At 28.7% G+C, this 17,489-nt stretch carries 19 protein-coding genes, 2 tRNA genes and 1 rRNA gene; 5 read left to right on the top strand and 17 right to left on the bottom strand.

Going from position 1 to position 17,489, the window contains the following annotated elements; all coding sequences use genetic code 11:
• From G594_RS0114095 to G594_RS0114050, 9 genes are all read right to left on the bottom strand, one after another.
• Positions 1-520, bottom strand: a 520-nt coding sequence (locus tag G594_RS0114095; RefSeq protein ID WP_027099170.1) for a transketolase, incomplete at its 3' end; no start/stop codon positions are given.
• A 251-nt stretch (positions 521-771) separates the two neighbouring features.
• Positions 772-1,125 carry a type II toxin-antitoxin system PemK/MazF family toxin gene (locus tag G594_RS0114090; RefSeq protein WP_027099169.1) on the bottom strand — a complete coding sequence of 118 codons (354 nt, stop codon included), beginning with the start codon at positions 1,123-1,125 and terminating at the stop codon, positions 772-774.
• Positions 1,126-1,133: 8 nt separating this feature from the next.
• Positions 1,134-1,364: a hypothetical protein gene (locus G594_RS0114085; protein ID WP_027099168.1), complete on the bottom strand. Its 231-nt coding sequence runs from the start codon at positions 1,362-1,364 to the stop codon at positions 1,134-1,136.
• Between the two features lie 122 nt (positions 1,365-1,486).
• Positions 1,487-2,116: a germination lipoprotein GerS-related protein gene (locus G594_RS0114080; RefSeq protein ID WP_027099167.1), complete on the bottom strand. Its 630-nt coding sequence runs from the start codon at positions 2,114-2,116 to the stop codon at positions 1,487-1,489.
• Positions 2,117-2,174: 58 nt separating this feature from the next.
• On the bottom strand, positions 2,175-3,677 hold the full coding sequence (locus G594_RS0114075) for a bifunctional ADP-dependent NAD(P)H-hydrate dehydratase/NAD(P)H-hydrate epimerase (protein WP_027099166.1): 1,503 nt from the start codon (positions 3,675-3,677) through the stop codon (positions 2,175-2,177).
• A 3-nt stretch (positions 3,678-3,680) separates the two neighbouring features.
• A complete protein-coding gene (acpS, locus tag G594_RS0114070) occupies positions 3,681-4,058 on the bottom strand; it encodes a holo-ACP synthase (RefSeq protein ID WP_027099165.1) in 378 nt (125 codons plus the stop codon).
• Positions 4,059-4,088: 30 nt separating this feature from the next.
• Positions 4,089-4,415: a DUF6514 family protein gene (locus tag G594_RS0114065; RefSeq protein WP_027099164.1), complete on the bottom strand. Its 327-nt coding sequence runs from the start codon at positions 4,413-4,415 to the stop codon at positions 4,089-4,091.
• A gap of 389 nt (positions 4,416-4,804) precedes the next feature.
• Positions 4,805-5,164 carry a single-stranded DNA-binding protein gene (locus G594_RS0114055; protein WP_027099163.1) on the bottom strand — a complete coding sequence of 120 codons (360 nt, stop codon included), beginning with the start codon at positions 5,162-5,164 and terminating at the stop codon, positions 4,805-4,807.
• 194 nt (positions 5,165-5,358) lie between these two features.
• Positions 5,359-6,195: a YihY/virulence factor BrkB family protein gene (locus tag G594_RS0114050; protein WP_027099162.1), complete on the bottom strand. Its 837-nt coding sequence runs from the start codon at positions 6,193-6,195 to the stop codon at positions 5,359-5,361.
• Positions 6,196-6,460: 265 nt separating this feature from the next.
• Between G594_RS0114050 and G594_RS0114045 the strand changes: the two genes are divergently transcribed.
• Complete coding sequence (locus tag G594_RS0114045) at positions 6,461-7,333, top strand: aldose 1-epimerase family protein (protein WP_027099161.1); 873 nt, start codon at positions 6,461-6,463, stop codon at positions 7,331-7,333.
• A 28-nt stretch (positions 7,334-7,361) separates the two neighbouring features.
• Here G594_RS0114045 and G594_RS0114040 read toward each other — a convergent pair whose 3' ends face one another.
• Together G594_RS0114040 and G594_RS0114035 are read right to left on the bottom strand one after the other, a co-directional pair.
• Entirely contained in the window at positions 7,362-9,650 is a 2,289-nt protein-coding gene (locus G594_RS0114040; RefSeq protein ID WP_027099160.1) for an ATP-dependent DNA helicase, read from the bottom strand.
• A gap of 197 nt (positions 9,651-9,847) precedes the next feature.
• Positions 9,848-10,438, bottom strand: coding sequence for a DUF1836 domain-containing protein (locus tag G594_RS0114035; RefSeq protein ID WP_027099159.1), 591 nt, complete (start codon positions 10,436-10,438; stop codon positions 9,848-9,850).
• Between the two features lie 488 nt (positions 10,439-10,926).
• Here G594_RS0114035 and G594_RS0114030 point away from each other — a divergent pair, with 488 nt between their 5' ends.
• A complete protein-coding gene (locus tag G594_RS0114030; protein WP_027099158.1) occupies positions 10,927-11,172 on the top strand; it encodes an AbrB/MazE/SpoVT family DNA-binding domain-containing protein in 246 nt (81 codons plus the stop codon).
• 113 nt (positions 11,173-11,285) lie between these two features.
• On the opposite strand, the gene rsmI is transcribed toward G594_RS0114030, so the two are convergent.
• From rsmI to G594_RS0114015, 3 genes are all read right to left on the bottom strand, one after another.
• Positions 11,286-12,131, bottom strand: coding sequence for a 16S rRNA (cytidine(1402)-2'-O)-methyltransferase (gene rsmI, locus G594_RS0114025; protein WP_027099157.1), 846 nt, complete (start codon positions 12,129-12,131; stop codon positions 11,286-11,288).
• Positions 12,131-12,886, bottom strand: coding sequence for a tRNA1(Val) (adenine(37)-N6)-methyltransferase (locus G594_RS0114020; RefSeq protein WP_027099156.1), 756 nt, complete (start codon positions 12,884-12,886; stop codon positions 12,131-12,133). The genes rsmI and G594_RS0114020 overlap by 1 nt, the downstream gene beginning before the upstream one ends.
• Positions 12,887-13,221: 335 nt before the next feature.
• On the bottom strand, positions 13,222-14,454 hold the full coding sequence (locus tag G594_RS0114015; protein ID WP_027099155.1) for a C40 family peptidase: 1,233 nt from the start codon (positions 14,452-14,454) through the stop codon (positions 13,222-13,224).
• Positions 14,455-14,710: 256 nt separating this feature from the next.
• Between G594_RS0114015 and G594_RS0114010 the strand changes: the two genes are divergently transcribed.
• Positions 14,711-14,786: transfer RNA gene (locus G594_RS0114010), tRNA-Pro, on the top strand.
• A gap of 461 nt (positions 14,787-15,247) precedes the next feature.
• Positions 15,248-15,892 (top strand): HAD family hydrolase, encoded by a 645-nt coding sequence (locus tag G594_RS0114000; RefSeq protein ID WP_027099154.1) that lies wholly within the window; start codon positions 15,248-15,250, stop codon positions 15,890-15,892.
• A 32-nt stretch (positions 15,893-15,924) separates the two neighbouring features.
• Here G594_RS0114000 and G594_RS0113995 read toward each other — a convergent pair whose 3' ends face one another.
• On the bottom strand, positions 15,925-16,671 hold the full coding sequence (locus G594_RS0113995) for a peptidylprolyl isomerase (RefSeq protein ID WP_027099153.1): 747 nt from the start codon (positions 16,669-16,671) through the stop codon (positions 15,925-15,927).
• A 153-nt stretch (positions 16,672-16,824) separates the two neighbouring features.
• Between G594_RS0113995 and bcp the strand changes: the two genes are divergently transcribed.
• Positions 16,825-17,277 carry a thioredoxin-dependent thiol peroxidase gene (bcp, locus tag G594_RS0113990; RefSeq protein ID WP_027099152.1) on the top strand — a complete coding sequence of 151 codons (453 nt, stop codon included), beginning with the start codon at positions 16,825-16,827 and terminating at the stop codon, positions 17,275-17,277.
• 37 nt (positions 17,278-17,314) lie between these two features.
• Here bcp and G594_RS0113985 read toward each other — a convergent pair.
• Both G594_RS0113985 and rrf read right to left on the bottom strand, forming a co-directional pair.
• Positions 17,315-17,390 (bottom strand) — tRNA-Phe (locus G594_RS0113985).
• 9 nt (positions 17,391-17,399) lie between these two features.
• Positions 17,400-17,489 (bottom strand): 5S ribosomal RNA (rrf, locus tag G594_RS19715); the annotation flags it as partial.

The following is a 17,489-nucleotide window of genomic DNA, read 5'->3' as shown; positions in this document are numbered from 1 at the left end:
ATATAGTTAAATTGTCTAAGTTATAATGAGCTGCACACATACTAGCTTCCCACACTTGACCTTCTTCTAATTCTCCATCTCCAAGTAATGCATATACTCTATAGTCTTTTTTATCTACTTTACCTGCTAAAGCCATTCCTACTGCTGCTGAAATACCTTGACCTAATGAACCAGTTGACATATCTATTCCTGGTAGATCATTCATGTTAGGATGCCCTTGTAGATCTGAACCAATCTTTCTTAATGTCATTAATTCTTTAGGATCAAAGAATCCTCTTCTTGCTAATGCACTATATAGTACTGGAGCTGCATGACCTTTTGATAAAACAAATCTATCCCTATTTTCATCCTTTGGATTTTCAAGATTAATACTTAGTTCATTAAAAAATAGTGTAGTAACTATATCTGCTGCTGAAAGTGAACCACCTGGATGACCTGATGCTGATTCTGTTAACATTTCTACTATGTCTTTTCTAATTTGCTTAGAAATTTGGATTAATTCCTCTTTGTTTTTTTTCATGATACGTCCTCCTAGAAAATTTAAAATAATTATAGACTTTATTTTTCCCTATTTAATTAAGATTATTGTAACACACTTTTTAATCTTTTGCTATTCTATTTAATCATTTATGTTAACTTTTTCGTATCTAAGCAAGCATTTAGTGTATACTATTTAATTAATATGTTTTCTTTTATCCTTAAATAATACTATATTTTCTGTTTTACAACATAATAAAAGGTACTGAAGATTATCCTTCAATACCTTTTTGTTTAATCTAAACTTAAACTAATTAATAAAGCTTTATTTACTTTTTCCATATCACTATCTGTCATATGTCCTATTTTCTCTTTTAATCTTCTCTTATCTAATGTTCTAATTTGTTCAAGTAAAACAACTGAATCTCTATTTAAACCATATTCTTCAGAAGATATTTCTACATGTGTAGGAAGCTTAGCTTTATTAATTTGTGATGTAATAGCAGCAACAATAACAGTTGGGCTATATCTATTACCAATATCATTTTGCATAATGATTACTGGTCTTATTCCACCCTGTTCTGATCCTATTACAGGACTTAAGTCAGCGTAGAATATATCCCCTCTTTTTACTAACATAGTCGTCATTTGAAAAATCACACTCCGCAAAGCCATGTCTCATAATCACTTATTTCGTCAACACACTCTTCAGCTAATTCTAAGTTAATCTGTGACATTTCTATATATCCTCTCTTCATAACTTCTAACATTTGTGAGGAATCAACCTCATTAATATATACTATTAAATTCTCATCAAATAATTTACTATTATTTTTATGTTTCTTATCTTTTTTTAAAATATCATTATCTATTGACTCAAACGACATAATTCGGCCTCCTTAGCTAAGGATTCTATGTATACTAAAATTATATTTCAGTTTATGTCATATTGTCAAAGATAAAATCATATTTTTATACTTTTCTGTTAATTATATACTTATATTGTTGTTTAAAATAAATTTTTGTCTATTTCTTTTAAGTAATTGAACTCTTTATAAACTATATCTACTCTACTTTTCCCATCTTTATCATAAATTTTAGTTACTATAGGAGTCTTATCTTCTTTATTTATATAAATTTTAGCCGATGTCATATGATCATTTATATTAGACAAATTAACTTTTATCTCTAAGTACTGTATATCTCCCCACTCTTCAGCTCCTTCATTAATTTCCTCTATATCTCCACATAAAAGATTACTAACAAAAGACAAAGGATATAGGGAATCAAAGTCCTTTTCTAATTCATACTTTCCACCCTTATCTTGCATACTTATATAACCATCTTTATAAATTTTAATTCTATCTTGTCCAAATTCAATTCTCATGCCAACATCCTTGCAGTAATATATATTGGTATCCTCTTTGTATTCACCTTTTGAATTTTTTATCTTGTATTCAGCTTTAGATGTATAAGCCTTAGACTTTTTAATATATTCTATAATTTCTTCATTGGTTGGTGCATAATTATGCCTAAACCCAATAATAGCTATTATAGATATAAAAGGAATAAGTAATAATAGTAATAACAAGACTTTTCTCTCTTTAATTTTGTTCAATAAGTTCTTTTCACTCTTCATATTGCCTCCAAAGTTAATTATTCACTAATACTATTATTAAAACCTTAGAGAAAATATTCTAACTAATGACTGCTTCTTCTATTATTTTAGGTAGTTCTTCTATTATATCTGTAGCAGAAATACTATATTTATCCTTACTAAGTTTATCTCCAGCTAAGCCGTGTATGTAACAAGCTAATATAGACGCTTTAAATCTATTCATACCTTGACCTATAAAAGATGCTATTATTCCAGTAAGGCAATCTCCCATACCTCCAGATGCCATCTTACTATTACCAGTATAATTAATTACAACATCATCACCATTTGTAATTATTGTATTATACCCCTTCAATACAACTATAACATCATGTTGCAGAGCATAGCTTTTTGCTAAATTTACCCTATCCTTTTTTATTTCTTCTATACTATACCCAGATAACCTACTAAACTCTCCAAAGTGAGGTGTTATTACTGCTCTATTTTTCACAAAAGATAGTAACTCTTTATGATTGTCAAGTATATTTAAAGCATCAGCATCTAATATTACAGGAATCTCAGTTTCCTTTATGCATCTGTTTAAAATATCATACTTATCATCACTTACACCTAATCCTGGGCCACATGCAATAACATTATAAGTTTTAAGTAAATTTTTAATTCGGTCTTGCTCTTCATAATTAACAGTCATTGCTTCAATTAATTTATTTGATAATACTTGTTGTGTATTTAAGTCTGTCAAAAGTGAAACTAATCCAGCTCCGCTTCTTACAACAGCTTCAGTACAAATATACGCTGCTCCTGAATAACCTGGACTACCTCCTATCAATAGAACTTTTCCGTAATCTCCTTTATGTCCCCAAACCTTTCTTATGGGAATCATTTTTTTATATTCATACTTATGTAAAAACGAAACTTTCTCGTTAAACTTTTCTTTTACGAAGTTAGGAATTCCTATATATACAACTTTTACTTTCCCTAAATATTCAAAAGCATCATATCTAACAAAACCTTTTTTTATATTTTCTATAGTATAAGTTTCATTAGCCTTTATTGCTATTCCTAATACCTCTCCAGAATTACTATCTATTCCAGAAGGAATATCTACAGAAATAACATATTTAGAATATGTATTTATTGATTCTATAACCTTATAAATAACGCCCTCAATTATTCTATTTAACCCTATACCAAATATAGAATCTAAAACAATATCTGAATTTTTTATATTATCTATAAGCTCTTTATCAAAATCACTGTACTTATTAATTTCTTTTATTTCTATATTTAACTTTTTTATAATATTAATATTTGTAACAAATTCCAGACTTTTTTGAGTACCACAATTTACAACAACAATTTTTACACCCTTACCTAATAAAAAAAGCTTTCTTGCTATTACTAATCCATCTCCACCATTATTACCTATACCACAAAATATAATATATTTATCTCCCTTGGATTTTATTAATTCAAAAATCTTTTCTCCTGCGTTCTCCATAAGAACTATTCTAGGGATTCCAATAGTATTTATAGTATATTCGTCAATTAACTTAGCAGTCTGCCTTGATACCACATACATTAATTATGTCATCTCCTCCCAGATAGCAAAAGCAATTGCATTCTCATTGGTATGAGATATAGATACATGTATTGAATAATCTTCTTTAATAGAAATCACTTCTTTTACTTTATCACTTATATTTGCAATAGGTTGTCCCATCTCATTCCTTAATATTTCTATATCTAACAATCCAAATCCACTTATTCCAGTTCCCATTGCCTTGCTAATAGCTTCTTTAGCAGCAAAATTTCCTGCAATAGTTTCTAAATTGTTGTTCCTACTTTTAAAATACTTTCTTTCCTCTTCAGTAAAAACCTTTTCTAAAAACATAGGAGTTCGTTTAATTGCTGTTCCTATTCTACCTACTTGGACTATATCTGTTCCTACACCTCTAATCATTTGCCACCTCCAATCAATATTTTACTATTACTAAAGCATATTAACCATCTTTTTAGATTCTTCAAAATCCCCTACCCATTTATCAACATACTCACCTATAATATCTATTAAATGTATTGGAGATACTTCATTTTTATAAAGCAAGTTAAGTAAACCTTTAACTTTATGACGTTGAGTTGATATATACTTAACTCCATCTTCTACTCTATTAATAATAGCTCCATCTTTTATATCTACTCTCTCAACCTTTATTCCATACGCTTGTACATTATTAAGGCTTTCCTTAGTAAGACTATAAGTATACTTCATTTCTATATCGTTTATTGATCTTGTAATTATAAGTTTTTCTAATACCATATATATTACCTCCTAAGTCTTAAAACAATTATTATTGTTAAGTAGATGTTATCATAACAATTGTTAGAATATTGTCAAACCATGAAGTCCTAATAAAAAAACAATTATATATTTATTTACATAAAACACCTTTTTACTTGCTTCTTCTATTACTATTAACAAGTGTAACCTCTTTTTTCTCCAATCAATTAATACATATTGTCGAAAAAAGTTATTTACCCACTAAATATTACATAAATAATAAATTTTAGTATATATTTTGTATAAAAAGAAAGAAGAGCAAAAAAGCTCTTCTTTCCTTACCCTACCATAGTTGATTTTGTATACGTTACCACACATATTATAAGTATACCATATTTCATAAGTTATTCAACTATATTTAAACTTTCTTATTCTCCTGTGGCATGATCCATATTATTTTCCTCTGTACGCCTACCCCCAACAAATTTAAAGTCTTCTGCTACTACCTCAGCAAGGTACTTCTTATTACCGTCTCTATCCTCATAACTACCAGTTCTTAATCTTCCACTTAGGCTAATATAACTTCCCTTTTTCATATACTTACATATAACCTCAGCCTTTTTTCCCCATACTGTAACTGGAATCAAATCAGCTTTTCTTGTGCCGTCAGCAGACTTAAAATTTCTATCTACTGCTATAATGAATTTTGTAAATGACTTATCTCCGTTTTCTAATTCTCTTAGTTCAGGATCTCTTATAAGTCTCCCTAATAATACTATTTTATTCATACTAACACCTCCTGAATATTTTCTTTTATAATACTTGACAACTAATTCCATTAATATTCATCTTGTGTCAATATTTTTTAGTATTCTACCATTACTGAAGAAAATAAACTTATATGTTAAAACAATTAAAAGATCGACTAAGATAGTAGCCTCCTAAAAATAAAAAAAGAAACTACTAAATTGTAGCTTCTTAATCAATTTTTTCTATCTTTTTCCAATACAGAATTAATTTCTACTCCTAAAATAAATATTATAGCCATTAAAAACAACCATATCATTAATATAAAGACTGCTGCTAATCCCCCGTATAATCGTGAATAGTTTCCAAAGTTATTAATGTAAAATGAAAATACTAGAGAAAAAATTATCCATCCAAATGTACTAAACACAGCTCCTGGAATAGTATTTTTCCACGGAACTTTCTTACATGGAGTATACCTATATATAGTTGCAAAGACTAATATTAGGACTACTAATATTACTCCATATCTAACTATATTCCATATAAAAGCCATTAACCCATTTAGTGGTAATAGAGCAACTAAATAATCTCCTATTATTTTACCAAAAACCAATAATGTTAGGGTTAATATAATTGTAATCGCAAGAACTATTGTACTTAAATAAGATATAACAGATCTTGTTATATATGATCTTTTATCATTTAGGTTATATGCCTTGTTTATTCCTTTTATAACTGCCCTAAAACCAGAAGAAGCTGTCCAAATTGTTAACAAAACTGATACCCCTAATAATCCTGCATTTTGTGAACTTATTATTTCACTAACAGTAGATTGAATAAGTTCAAATACACTTGTAGGAAGTAACACACTTATGCCATATAATACTTGCTCTGGATTTGGTTTTATAAACCCTATTAAAGTAATTAAAAAAATTAAAAAAGGAAAAAAGGATAATACCAAATAGTATGCTAATTGTGATGCTAAAGAAAATATATCATCTCTTTTTGATTTAACTATTAAATGTATAAACAAATCCATCTTTGACATAGTATACTTTTCTTTTTTCATAATCTCACCATTTCAATTCTTTTATTTTATTCTATTAATGTTTTCTATATCTTATGTTCTCACTTCAAGAAGTAATTATGTATTTACAAATAAATTAGGAGAGCATTTCTCTATACTCTCCCAAGATTAATCCATTATTATTATAATTTTATCACATAGTTTAAAATTTATATACCTGTTTTATTCTTGTATGTACTATAGTATAATTTTCATGTATTATATTAACAATTTTAATAATTCTAACTAACTGAAAGGTGGTATTTTTGTGATTTATACATTAGAAAATTCTAATATAAGTATAGCAGCAAGCACTTATGGTGGAGAAATCCATTCTTTAAAAAGCAAAAAAGATAATACTGAATACTTATGGAATGGTAATCCAGAATATTGGAAGTATCATGCTCCTATACTATTTCCTATAGTAGGTAAGGTTAAAGATCTTAAGTACAGAGTTGATGGAAAAACTTATGAGTTACCTCAACATGGTCTAGCTAGAATATCTGAGTTTAACCTACTAACTCAAAATAAAGAATCAATAACTTTTGAATTAGTATACTCAGATGATACATTAAAAGTCTATCCATTTAAGTTCTCTTTACAAATAACTTATACTTTATTAGATAATGGAGTTAAAGTAACTTATACAGTTAACAATTTAGATGATAAAAATATTCTTTTCTCTATAGGATCTCACCCAGCATTTATGTGCCCTATAGAAGAAGGACTTTCATTAAATGATTACTACTTTAAATTTAACGAAAAAGAAAATGCTCCTATTATGTTATTAAACTCTCATGGATTATTTACTGGAGAAACAGAAGATTTCTTAGATAACTCAAATATAATTCCTTTATCTAAGGAATTATTTAAAAATGATGCTCTAGTTTTTAACAACTTGAAATCAAATAAAATATCTATAGAATCACAAAAAGGTACTAAATCTTTAACTTTAGACTTTACTGGATTTCCTGACCTTGGTTTATGGGCTCCTGCAACAGGTGCTCCTTTTGTATGTATTGAACCTTGGTATGGTCATGCCGACTTTGCTGACTTTGAAGGCGAATTCAAGGATAAAGAGGGAGTTATATCTTTAGAAGTTAACGGAAAGTTTGAATGTAACTTTATAGTAACAATATAACTAAAAGAGAGTGGACTACCACTCTCTTTTACCTTTTTATTATATTCCATTGACTAGGTAATAGCTCTGAATAAGCTCTACTTAAATATCTATCATCTATTAATAATATTCTTCCTTTATCCTCTTCAGTCCTTATCACTCTACCCACAGCCTGCATTACTTTATTCATTCCTGGATATATATATGAGAAGGCATCTCCATCGCTATTATAATATTCCTTTATCAATTCTCTTTCTAAACTTATCTTAGGGTACCCCACTCCAACTATAACTGCTCCAATTAATTTCTCTCCAGGAAGGTCTACACCTTCTGAAAAACTACCTCCCATTACACATAGGGCAATATTATTTCTACCACCTGAAAATTCATTTAAAAACTTTTCTTTTGCCTCTTCATCCATATCTCCAGATTGAATCATTAATCTATCTAAACTTATGCATTCCTTTAAAAAATCATAAGCCTTATACATATATTCATAAGAAGGAAAGAAAACCATATAATTTCCCTCCACCTCTCTTATAAACTTATTTATTTCATTACATATGCTAGGAAGAGTACGCTCTCTTTGTTTATATCTTGTATTCCCAGCATATAAATATACTTCTAAGTTTTCTTTAGGAAATGGTGAGCTTAACCTTATTCTATAATCATCACTACTTCCCCCTAGAGATTTAATAAAATAATGAAAGGGCTCTAAGGTTGCTGAAAAAAATATACTTGCTTTAACTTTATCCACAATTCCTTTTATTTTTTCAGAAGGATTTACACAATATATGCACAATTCCACATCATCATTTTTTAATTCTACATAAGTAAAGTATTCCTCTCCATATAATTCTGATATGGTTAAAAACTTACTACAATCAAAATATAACTCTAATAGATCTTCATTAAAGGAATATTTATCTCCCTGGGTTAAAAATTCATCAGCTTCCTTCATAAGGTTTCTTAATAACTTATATATTTCTTTAGGCTCATCCTTTGTGTAATAATATCCCTTATCTTCTGATTCACATATCCTTTTTTCTTCTATAAAAAAACTGTTTATCTTATTTAAAGCTTTATACAATGTAGGACACTTTCCTTTAATCTCTTTTCTTAATTGCATAAATTTGCTTTTTAATAATCTTGCAGTATACATATCTCTTCCTCTATCTACAAGATTATGAGACTCATCAATTAATAAGATATTATCTTTCCCCGATTCATCTAGAACTCTTCTTAAATAAACCCTTGGATCAAATATATAATTATAATCACATATTACTCCATCGCTCCAGTTTATAAGATCTAAAGCTAGTTCAAAGGGACATACTTCATACTTTTCCCCAAATTCACAAAGTATTTCCCTGGAAATTGAATATTCACTCATTAATATAGAATATATAACATTTTTCACCTTATCATAATATCCTTTAGCATAAATACAATCATCAGGATTGCAACTAACTTTATCATTAATACATATTTTATCCTTAGCAACTAATGTTACTGTCCTATAAATCAAGCCTTTATCTCTAAGTTTCTCTAAAGTTTCTTCTGCAACCTTTCTATTAACATTTTTTGCTGTAAGGTAAAAAATTCTTTCTCCAAGTCCTTCTCCAACAGCTTTAATTGCAGGAAAAATTGTAGATACAGTTTTCCCTATTCCTGTAGGTGCTTGTGCAAAAATTTTATTGCCTTCTTTTATGGTGCTATACCAAGACTTTGCTAATTCTAGTTGTCCTTTTCTATACTTAGTAAATGGGAACTGTAAGTTCTTTATGCTCTCATTTCTTTTTTTCTTATGATTATAATCAAGTTCTGCATATTGATGATATAACTTTACCATACTCATGAGAAAATCATATAATTCTTTAACTGAGTAGCTTTTTCTAAAAGACTTTACCTCATTAGTATCAAGATTATAATAACTTAGCTGTACATATATATTATCTATATCACGCTCTTTGCATAGCATATATCCATATAATTTTGCTTGAGCCCAATGCAATACATTATAATCTTCCTCTATCTCGTATAAAGGCTTATATGTAGATTTTATCTCCTCTACTATTACATCATTGCCTTCAATAATAATTCCATCGCATCTTCCTTCTAAATCAAGAATAAATATATCCATATCAATATTAAGTTTTAAAAATACTTCTTTTTCGTACTTTTTATATACTTCAGCATTACTTTTTTGAAGTTTTTGATGAGCTTTTACGCCTTCAATAGCTCTTGCATTAGAAGTAAATCTATTATCTAGACTCCCAGAACTTAAAACAAGTTCTACAAATTCTCGTACAGACTTCTTCAGTACTCTAACCTGCATACAATCAACTCTTCTATCTTTAATATAATTTAAATAAAAAGGTGGGGTAGATATTTACTTTGCTTGTTTCGTCAAAATGTCCAAGTTATATAGAAACAAATATCTCCCCACTTGTACTAAAGGTAAGGAAGATATAAAATTATCATCCTTGATTTTATATTTTCCTAGACGTTAAAAATAGGAGAAATATAATTCTCCTATTCTGCATCGTATTCTGTTGCTATCTTTTGAACTAGCTTCTTTATAACGCTAGCCTGTGCTATTAATGATATTACTAATATAAATACTCTGATTCTATCTTCATCTTTCTCTTGAAGTTCAAAATTCTTCATTATTTCATCAAGCTTTTCCTCATCACCTATTGGATTAGATAAGAAGGAATCATAGCTTTCTTTTTGAATTTCTACGAATATTTTATAAGCTGTTTCCCATGAAATTATATCATCATTTCTATCGTTTATTTCATTAAAAGCTAAACTGAATACCTTTTTTATTTCTTCTGTTGTTAATACAGGTCTCATATAACTTAATAAAACTAGTTGCACTAAATGTAACTTAGTATATCCTCTTTTTTTACCATCCTCAGGTTTAGTAATAACTTCACTCTTTATATAGTTTTGAACGATGTTATTTGTATATTTATCCTCAGTAAACTTATCATTCAGAAAGTCAATTACTTGAGATAAAAATAAATCATATTGTGGTAAATCATTGTATGATATTAAACTATTTTTAGACATCTCTTCTGCCAGAGTCTTTATATAATCTGAATCTATCTTTTTATTCATACTTACTTCCACCTTTAACTTTTATTCTCTGAATATATTATATAGTATATAAAAACTTATTACAAGTTACTTTTAGCATTATAATATATATTTTTAGTATTTTCATAAATTATGAATTTAATTCATATTATTGTTATCATTCTTTCGACATTATATTATATTAATTCATCATATTTGACAATTATTAATTAACATTTTTTGTTTATTTTTTTCTATTTTTTTTTTGAACTTTAATTATACATTTTCTTATTAGTCTCTCAAAACAAGAGGACAAGCCGTTTGTAATAAAAATATTTATTTTCATTTTTTAATTGTAAAGTATTGACAATTCATTTTTATGGTAGTATATTCTATTTATAACATACTTTTAGATAGAATTTTGTAATTTATGAAAATATTTTTGATTTTTTGGTTGACTTTAAATTACAATTTTGGTAACATAGCATAGTAAAATGTCGAAAGATGCGAAATCAAGGAGGAAAACTTTTATGAAATCAACAGGTGTAGTAAGAAGAGTAGATGAACTAGGAAGAATAGTAATTCCTATAGAATTAAGAAGAACATTAGACATAGCTGAAAAAGACGCTTTAGAAATATACGTTGACGGTGAACAAATTATATTAAAGAAATATGAACCAGCTTGTATTTTCTGTGGTGACGCTAGAGATGTTATAAACTATAAAGGTAAAAACATCTGTAAAAAGTGTTTAGAAGAAATAAGAAATAATAAATAATAATATAGAGAGATTTCCCCAAAATCTCTTATTTAGAAAGACCTCTATCCCCAGAGGTCTTTTTTAATTCCTAAGAAAGTACGAACTTTTTAAATAACAAAGCCTTATATATGCTAAATATCTGTGGAATGCTTATATATCTCTCCCTTAGGAACATTTCTATCTTTAGCAACTAACTTAATTGCATCCTTTTTACTAGAACCATTTTCCATGTAGTATACTATATGCTCTCTTATAGTTAGGTTCTCCCACTTCTTTCTATTCTCTTCCTCTATCATTTCTTGCTGCTTACCTTCAATAACTAAAACAAATTCTCCCTTTATAGTTCTTTCTTCAAAGATCTTAATAACCTCTTCTATACTTCCTCTAATTATCTCTTCATGTAATTTCGTCAACTCTCTACATACAGCTATCTTTCTATTACCTAAATTATTGTATATTAAATCTAATGTTGATAAAAGTCTATGTGGAGATTCATATATTATTATGGATTCCTTAACATCTTTTATCTCTTCAAGAAGTATTTTTCGTTCTTTAGTTTCTCTTGGAATGAATCCCCTAAAAATAAACTTAGTTGTATCTAGTCCCGAGTAAATTAATGCAGTTGTTATTGCTGTAGCTCCAGGTAACACTTCAAATGGAATTTGTTTTTCAATACACCTACTTACAATAATAGCTCCTGGATCAGATATTCCAGGCGTTCCTGCATCTGTAACTAATGCTATATTCTCTCCTCTTTCTAATCTATCTATAATTTCTTCACTTTTTCCTTGTTCATTATGTTGATGGTAGCTAATCAAGGATTTCTTTATTTCAAAATGATTTAATAACTTTAATGATTGTCTAGTATCTTCTGCAGCTATAATATCTACAGATTTTAATACCTCTAACGCTCTTAAGGTTATGTCCTTCAAATTTCCTATTGGTGTAGGAACTAAAAAAAGCTTTCCTATTGTCATTACACTTCACTCCTTCCGTAAATTCTATTTATCTCATCACTATATTCACCATTATCATTGTATACATATAATGATTCTTCCCACTTTAAAAAGCTTCCACCGTCCCTTTGCCCTTCAATAAGAACAATATTAGGTGCCTTTTTAGTGTTAGGATGAACCATCCTTACTCTCTTTGGTTCTATCTTATACTTTCTCATTAAAACCATTATATCTGCTAATCTTTCTGGTCTATGTACCATATACATCCTTCCATTATCTTTAAGCAATGTCCTCGCAGCCTTAATAACATCCTCTAAAGTACACATTACTTCATGTCTAGCTATAGCTAACTTGTCTGATGGATTTACTATACCCCCATTATTAATCTTATAAGGAGGATTTACTGTTAACACATCAAATCTTCCAATACTCTTTAAGAAGTCTATATCTTTTAGATCTCTATTATATACCTTTATCTTATCTTCTAAAGAATTTAACTTTACACTTCTCTCTGCCATATCAGCCATATCATTTTGTATTTCTAAAGCCACAACCTCTTCTGGATTATATTTTCCCATTAATAAAAAAGGAATTATACCAGTTCCTGAACATAAATCTATAACCCTATGTTTGCTCTTTACTCTTGAAAAGTCAGATAATAAAACAGCATCAACGCCAAATCTAAAAGCATCTTTTTTTTGAATTAGCTTTAATCCTTTTAGCTGTAAATCATCTATAGACTCATCATTTAACACAAGTTTATCTAAATTACTCATTTCAAAACCTCTCTTAAAAAATATCCATATCATTATACATTAATATCAATTTATTCACAAACTAAATTAATAAAGCTGCAATTTAACTATAAAATCTTAACTTTTACATTCTTATGTCTACAAAAAAGTAGGCCGGATATTTATTTTGCTTGTTCCGTCGCAAGCTCCAAGTTACAAAAAAAATATCTATTTCCTTCCTACTAAAGGTAAAGAAACTATAAAGTTATTATTATTTTTAATATGAAATTATAATAACACCTTTAATTTATAATTTATTAAAACTTTATATTTTCCTAGACATCAAAAAAGAGAGCAAAACTTTGCCCTCTTTCATATTAATTCAATATTCTTCTAGCTCTCCAGAAACCATACATAGGTATAACTTCTACATTCTTACCTGGTTTAGGTGAATGTATCATCTTGCCATCACCTACATAAATACCTACATGGTCAGCATGTGGGAACACTAAGTCTCCAGGTTGTAATTCAGATCTAGAAACTTCTCTTCCTGCATATATTTGATTTTTTGTAGTTCTTCCTATATTTATCCCTGCTGCATTTTTATAAACATAAGATGTAAATCCAGAACAGTCAAAGGAATTAGGTCCAGTAGCACCCCAAACATAAGGCTTTCCAATATGCTTGTACGCTTCATTTAATATAGCTGATGCACTACCAGTTACAGTAGAACCATTTCCCCTATTAGGTGCATTAGCCGCAGCTTCTTCTGCTTTTTTCTTTTCAATTAGCTTCTTAGCATTTTCTATTGCGTCTACCACCTCAGAATCTACTATAGGGCTCTTAAGTTGTCCCTTTCTTAAAGCTCTTAATTGAAAAACTGCATTTTCTAGGCTTTGTCTTGAATTACTAGAATCATAACAAATATTAACCAAGCCTTTTACTATTTCTCTTTCAAGGTCTGCTAAGTAAAGTCTATCAAACTCTTTTTGTTCGCTTTCTGCTTGATTTATTAACACTTGTTGCTCATCTTTTTTAGATTCAAAATCTTGTAGTTTCTTTTGTATATCCTCATTTATCTTCTTTATCTCTTCGCCCTTAACTTCTAAAGACTTAACCTTTTCATCAAGTTGCTCTTGCTTTTCTAATAACTCTTCAACAACCTGTTGATCAAGTTTAACTAATCTAGAAGCAGAATCTATCTTAGTTATTAAATCACTAAAGCTTTCTGCTGAAAAAATTAGTGATATGTAACTAGTTTGTCCACCTGACTTGTACAACTCTCTTAATCTTTTACCTAATAGTTCTTCTTGACCAACTATTTCTTCTTTTGCTTGCTCTATTTCTTTATTTGCATTATCTATTTCTCTATTTATATTTGAAATTTCATTCTTATTACTATTTATCTTCTCTACTAATGGAACTATTTGATTATCTAAAACTTGGATTTGTCTATCGATTTCATTAATTTTTTTAGTTAATTCTTCATACTTCTGTCTAGCTTCTTGTACTTGTCCACTATCAGGAGTAGCACTTACTGCCATAGGTGGTACTATTAATGTAATCGCCATTATACCCGCAACAATTGCAGATAAAAACTTTTTTTTCATTATATGTGGTCGTTTTGACCATCCCTCCCCCCGTATTTTGTTATATTATTTAGAATCACATTTTTTATTATAACATTTCCCTTCACTTGAAACAACGGTAAATGCTTCTAGCGACATATTTATACACATAATTATCTTCTATATACTTTACTTAATATCAATATTCTTCTATATACACCTAATATTATTTCTTACACTAATATAAAAGTTATATTTGACAATATAATATTATAAATATATAATATTATATGTGCTACGGGGTGTGGCGCAGATGGGAGCGCGCGTGGTTTGGGACCATGAGGTCGCAGGTTCGATCCCTGTCACCCCGACCAAATAAAAAAAAGCAGACATATGTCTGCTTTTTTTATTTTACTTAATATCTTCTTTATATTCCTCGTCCATACTGGCAGCCTTGCATAGCGCATATGCCATAACTAAAGTAAATACATAAATACAAATTCCCATAAAAATCATAATACTATCTCCCTTTAATAATTTATTTAAATAGTATCTGCTAATCCTTTTATTTTATACATTACAATATATGCCTTTAACAAAGTTTTCATTATGTCTTTATTTATGAATTAAGTTTAATATTTCATTTTCTCTTTCGTATTCTTCTATAGTTTTTCCTGTATCTTTCATTCTGAACCCACAGCTCTATTTATGGTTTAATTTCTTTATTTAAAATGTATCCATATAAATATATATTTATATATTCTTATATTCATATCTATGATATTTTAAATATTTAGGTTATCATATAATTATATTTACATACAAGAGGTGAGCAATGTTTACTAATATAAAAGGCGCCATATTTGACTTGGATGGAACTTTAGTTGATTCAATGTGGATATGGGAACAAATAGATATAGATTACTTAAATGAAAAAGGATATGAAATGCCTCAAAATTTAAAAGACGAAATAAATCATTTAAGCTTTCAAGAAACAGCTGTTTATTTTAAAAATAGATTCCATCTAGATGATTCATTAGATGAAATAATGAACGCATGGCACAACATGGCTTATAAACATTATTTGGAAGATGTCAACTTAAAAGAAGGTGTACTAGAATTACTTACACATTTAAAAGATAAGGGAATAAAAATAGGACTAGCTACAAGCAATTCCTATCCTCTATTAGAAGCTGTTTTAAAAAAGAGAGAGATTTATAATCTTTTTGATACAATAGTCACAACAGAAGAAGCAAAAAAGAGCAAGTCTAATCCTGATGTTTATTTAATGGCTGCCGCAAGACTTGATGTAAAACCATCAGAGTGTATTGTCTTTGAAGATATAATAGAAGCTGTTAGAGGAGCTAAATCAGCTAATATGAAAGTCATAGCAGTATATGATAAAGCTGCAGGGTATCAAAAACAGGATTTAATAGAGACTGCTGACAAATACATAATGAACTTTAAAGAATTATTATAAAAAAGAAGCCCTAACGCATAGGGCTTCTTTAATTATTTTCTATCTACTCCATACTTGCTTTCTAATTCAAGTACCATATCAACATATTTCTTTTGTTGTGCTTGTTGCATTAATTGATTAGCTACCATATCTTTAACTTCTTCAAAAGATTTTTCTTTAGGTTCATTCTTTTTCTCAACTAATATTAAGTGATATCCGAATTGAGTTTGTACTGGATCAGTCACCTTACCTACTTCAGAAGAAAAAGCCATATTTTCGAATTCTGGCACCATCATTCCTCTTCCAAATTCACCTAGGTTGCCACCTTCTTCTTTTGAAGGACATGAGGAATATTTAGCTGCAGCATCTTCAAAAGATATTGAACCATTATCTATCTCTTCTTTTATTTTCTTAGCTACATCTTCACTTTCAACTAAAATATGTTTAGCTGATACTGTTTCTTTATCCATAAATTGTTCTTTATTATCTTCATAGAACTTCTTAATTTCTTCCTCTGTAACAGTTACATCAGAAAGAATCTTTTGAACTGACATTTGAGTTAAAAGTTCCTTTGCTAAACTATTTAATGTATTTTTATACTCATCAGTATTATCTAATCCTATTTCATTACCAAACTTATTAAATAATTCAAAAGCTATAGTCTGTTCTAATAACTCTTTTCTACCTCTTTCTGTATTTAAATACATTCTTCTATCTTCTGGATACTTATTTATTATATCCTCTAAATCTTTTTGTGTAATTTCGTTTCCTGCAACAACTGCTAATACCTTATTTTCCATTATTAGTCTCCTTTATTAAAAATTTAGGGTTAATTACATTTTATCAGTATTATTTGTTTATAACAACTTAATTATTTATACTCCTAATATTCTTCTTGATAAAGGATAATAATTATTATATAATATATTTTAATTAAATGGAGGTAGATAAACATGTTAAAAATAGGTGAATTAACCCCAGATTTTGAACTTATGGGATCTGATAATAAGAAACATAAACTTAGTGATTATAGAGGTAAAAAAGTTATTCTTTATTTTTATCCAAAGGACAATACTCCTGGTTGTACAACTGAAGCCTGTGACTTTAGGGATAACCATACTATAATTAATGATAAAAATGCTATAGTTATAGGAATTAGTAAAGACACACTAACTTCTCATGATAAGTTTATTAAAAAATTTGAATTACCTTTTATTCTTTTAAGTGATGAAGAAAAAGTAGTATGCTCATTATATGACGTTATAAAAGAAAAGAATATGTATGGAAAAAAGGTACTAGGAATTGAAAGAAGCACATTTATAATTGATGAGAATGGTATCTTAACTCATGAATTTAGAAAAGTAAAAGTAAAAGGACATATAGAATCTATTTTAGAAATTTTATAAAAATAAAAAAGCACTAACATCTGTTAGTGCTTTTTCCTGGTGGCTCGACCAGGAATCGAACCAGGGACACGAGGATTTTCAGTCCTCTGCTCTACCGACTGAGCTATCGAGCCAAAATAAAAACCTGGCAACGTCCTACTCTCCCACACAGTCTCCCATGCAGTACCATCGGCGCTATAGAGCTTAACTTTCCTGTTCGGTATGGGAAGGAG

This window comes from Clostridium paraputrificum AGR2156, assembly GCF_000424025.1.
Classification (GTDB): domain Bacteria; phylum Bacillota; class Clostridia; order Clostridiales; family Clostridiaceae; genus Clostridium; species Clostridium paraputrificum.
This window is presented reverse-complemented; position numbering and strand designations above follow the sequence as displayed.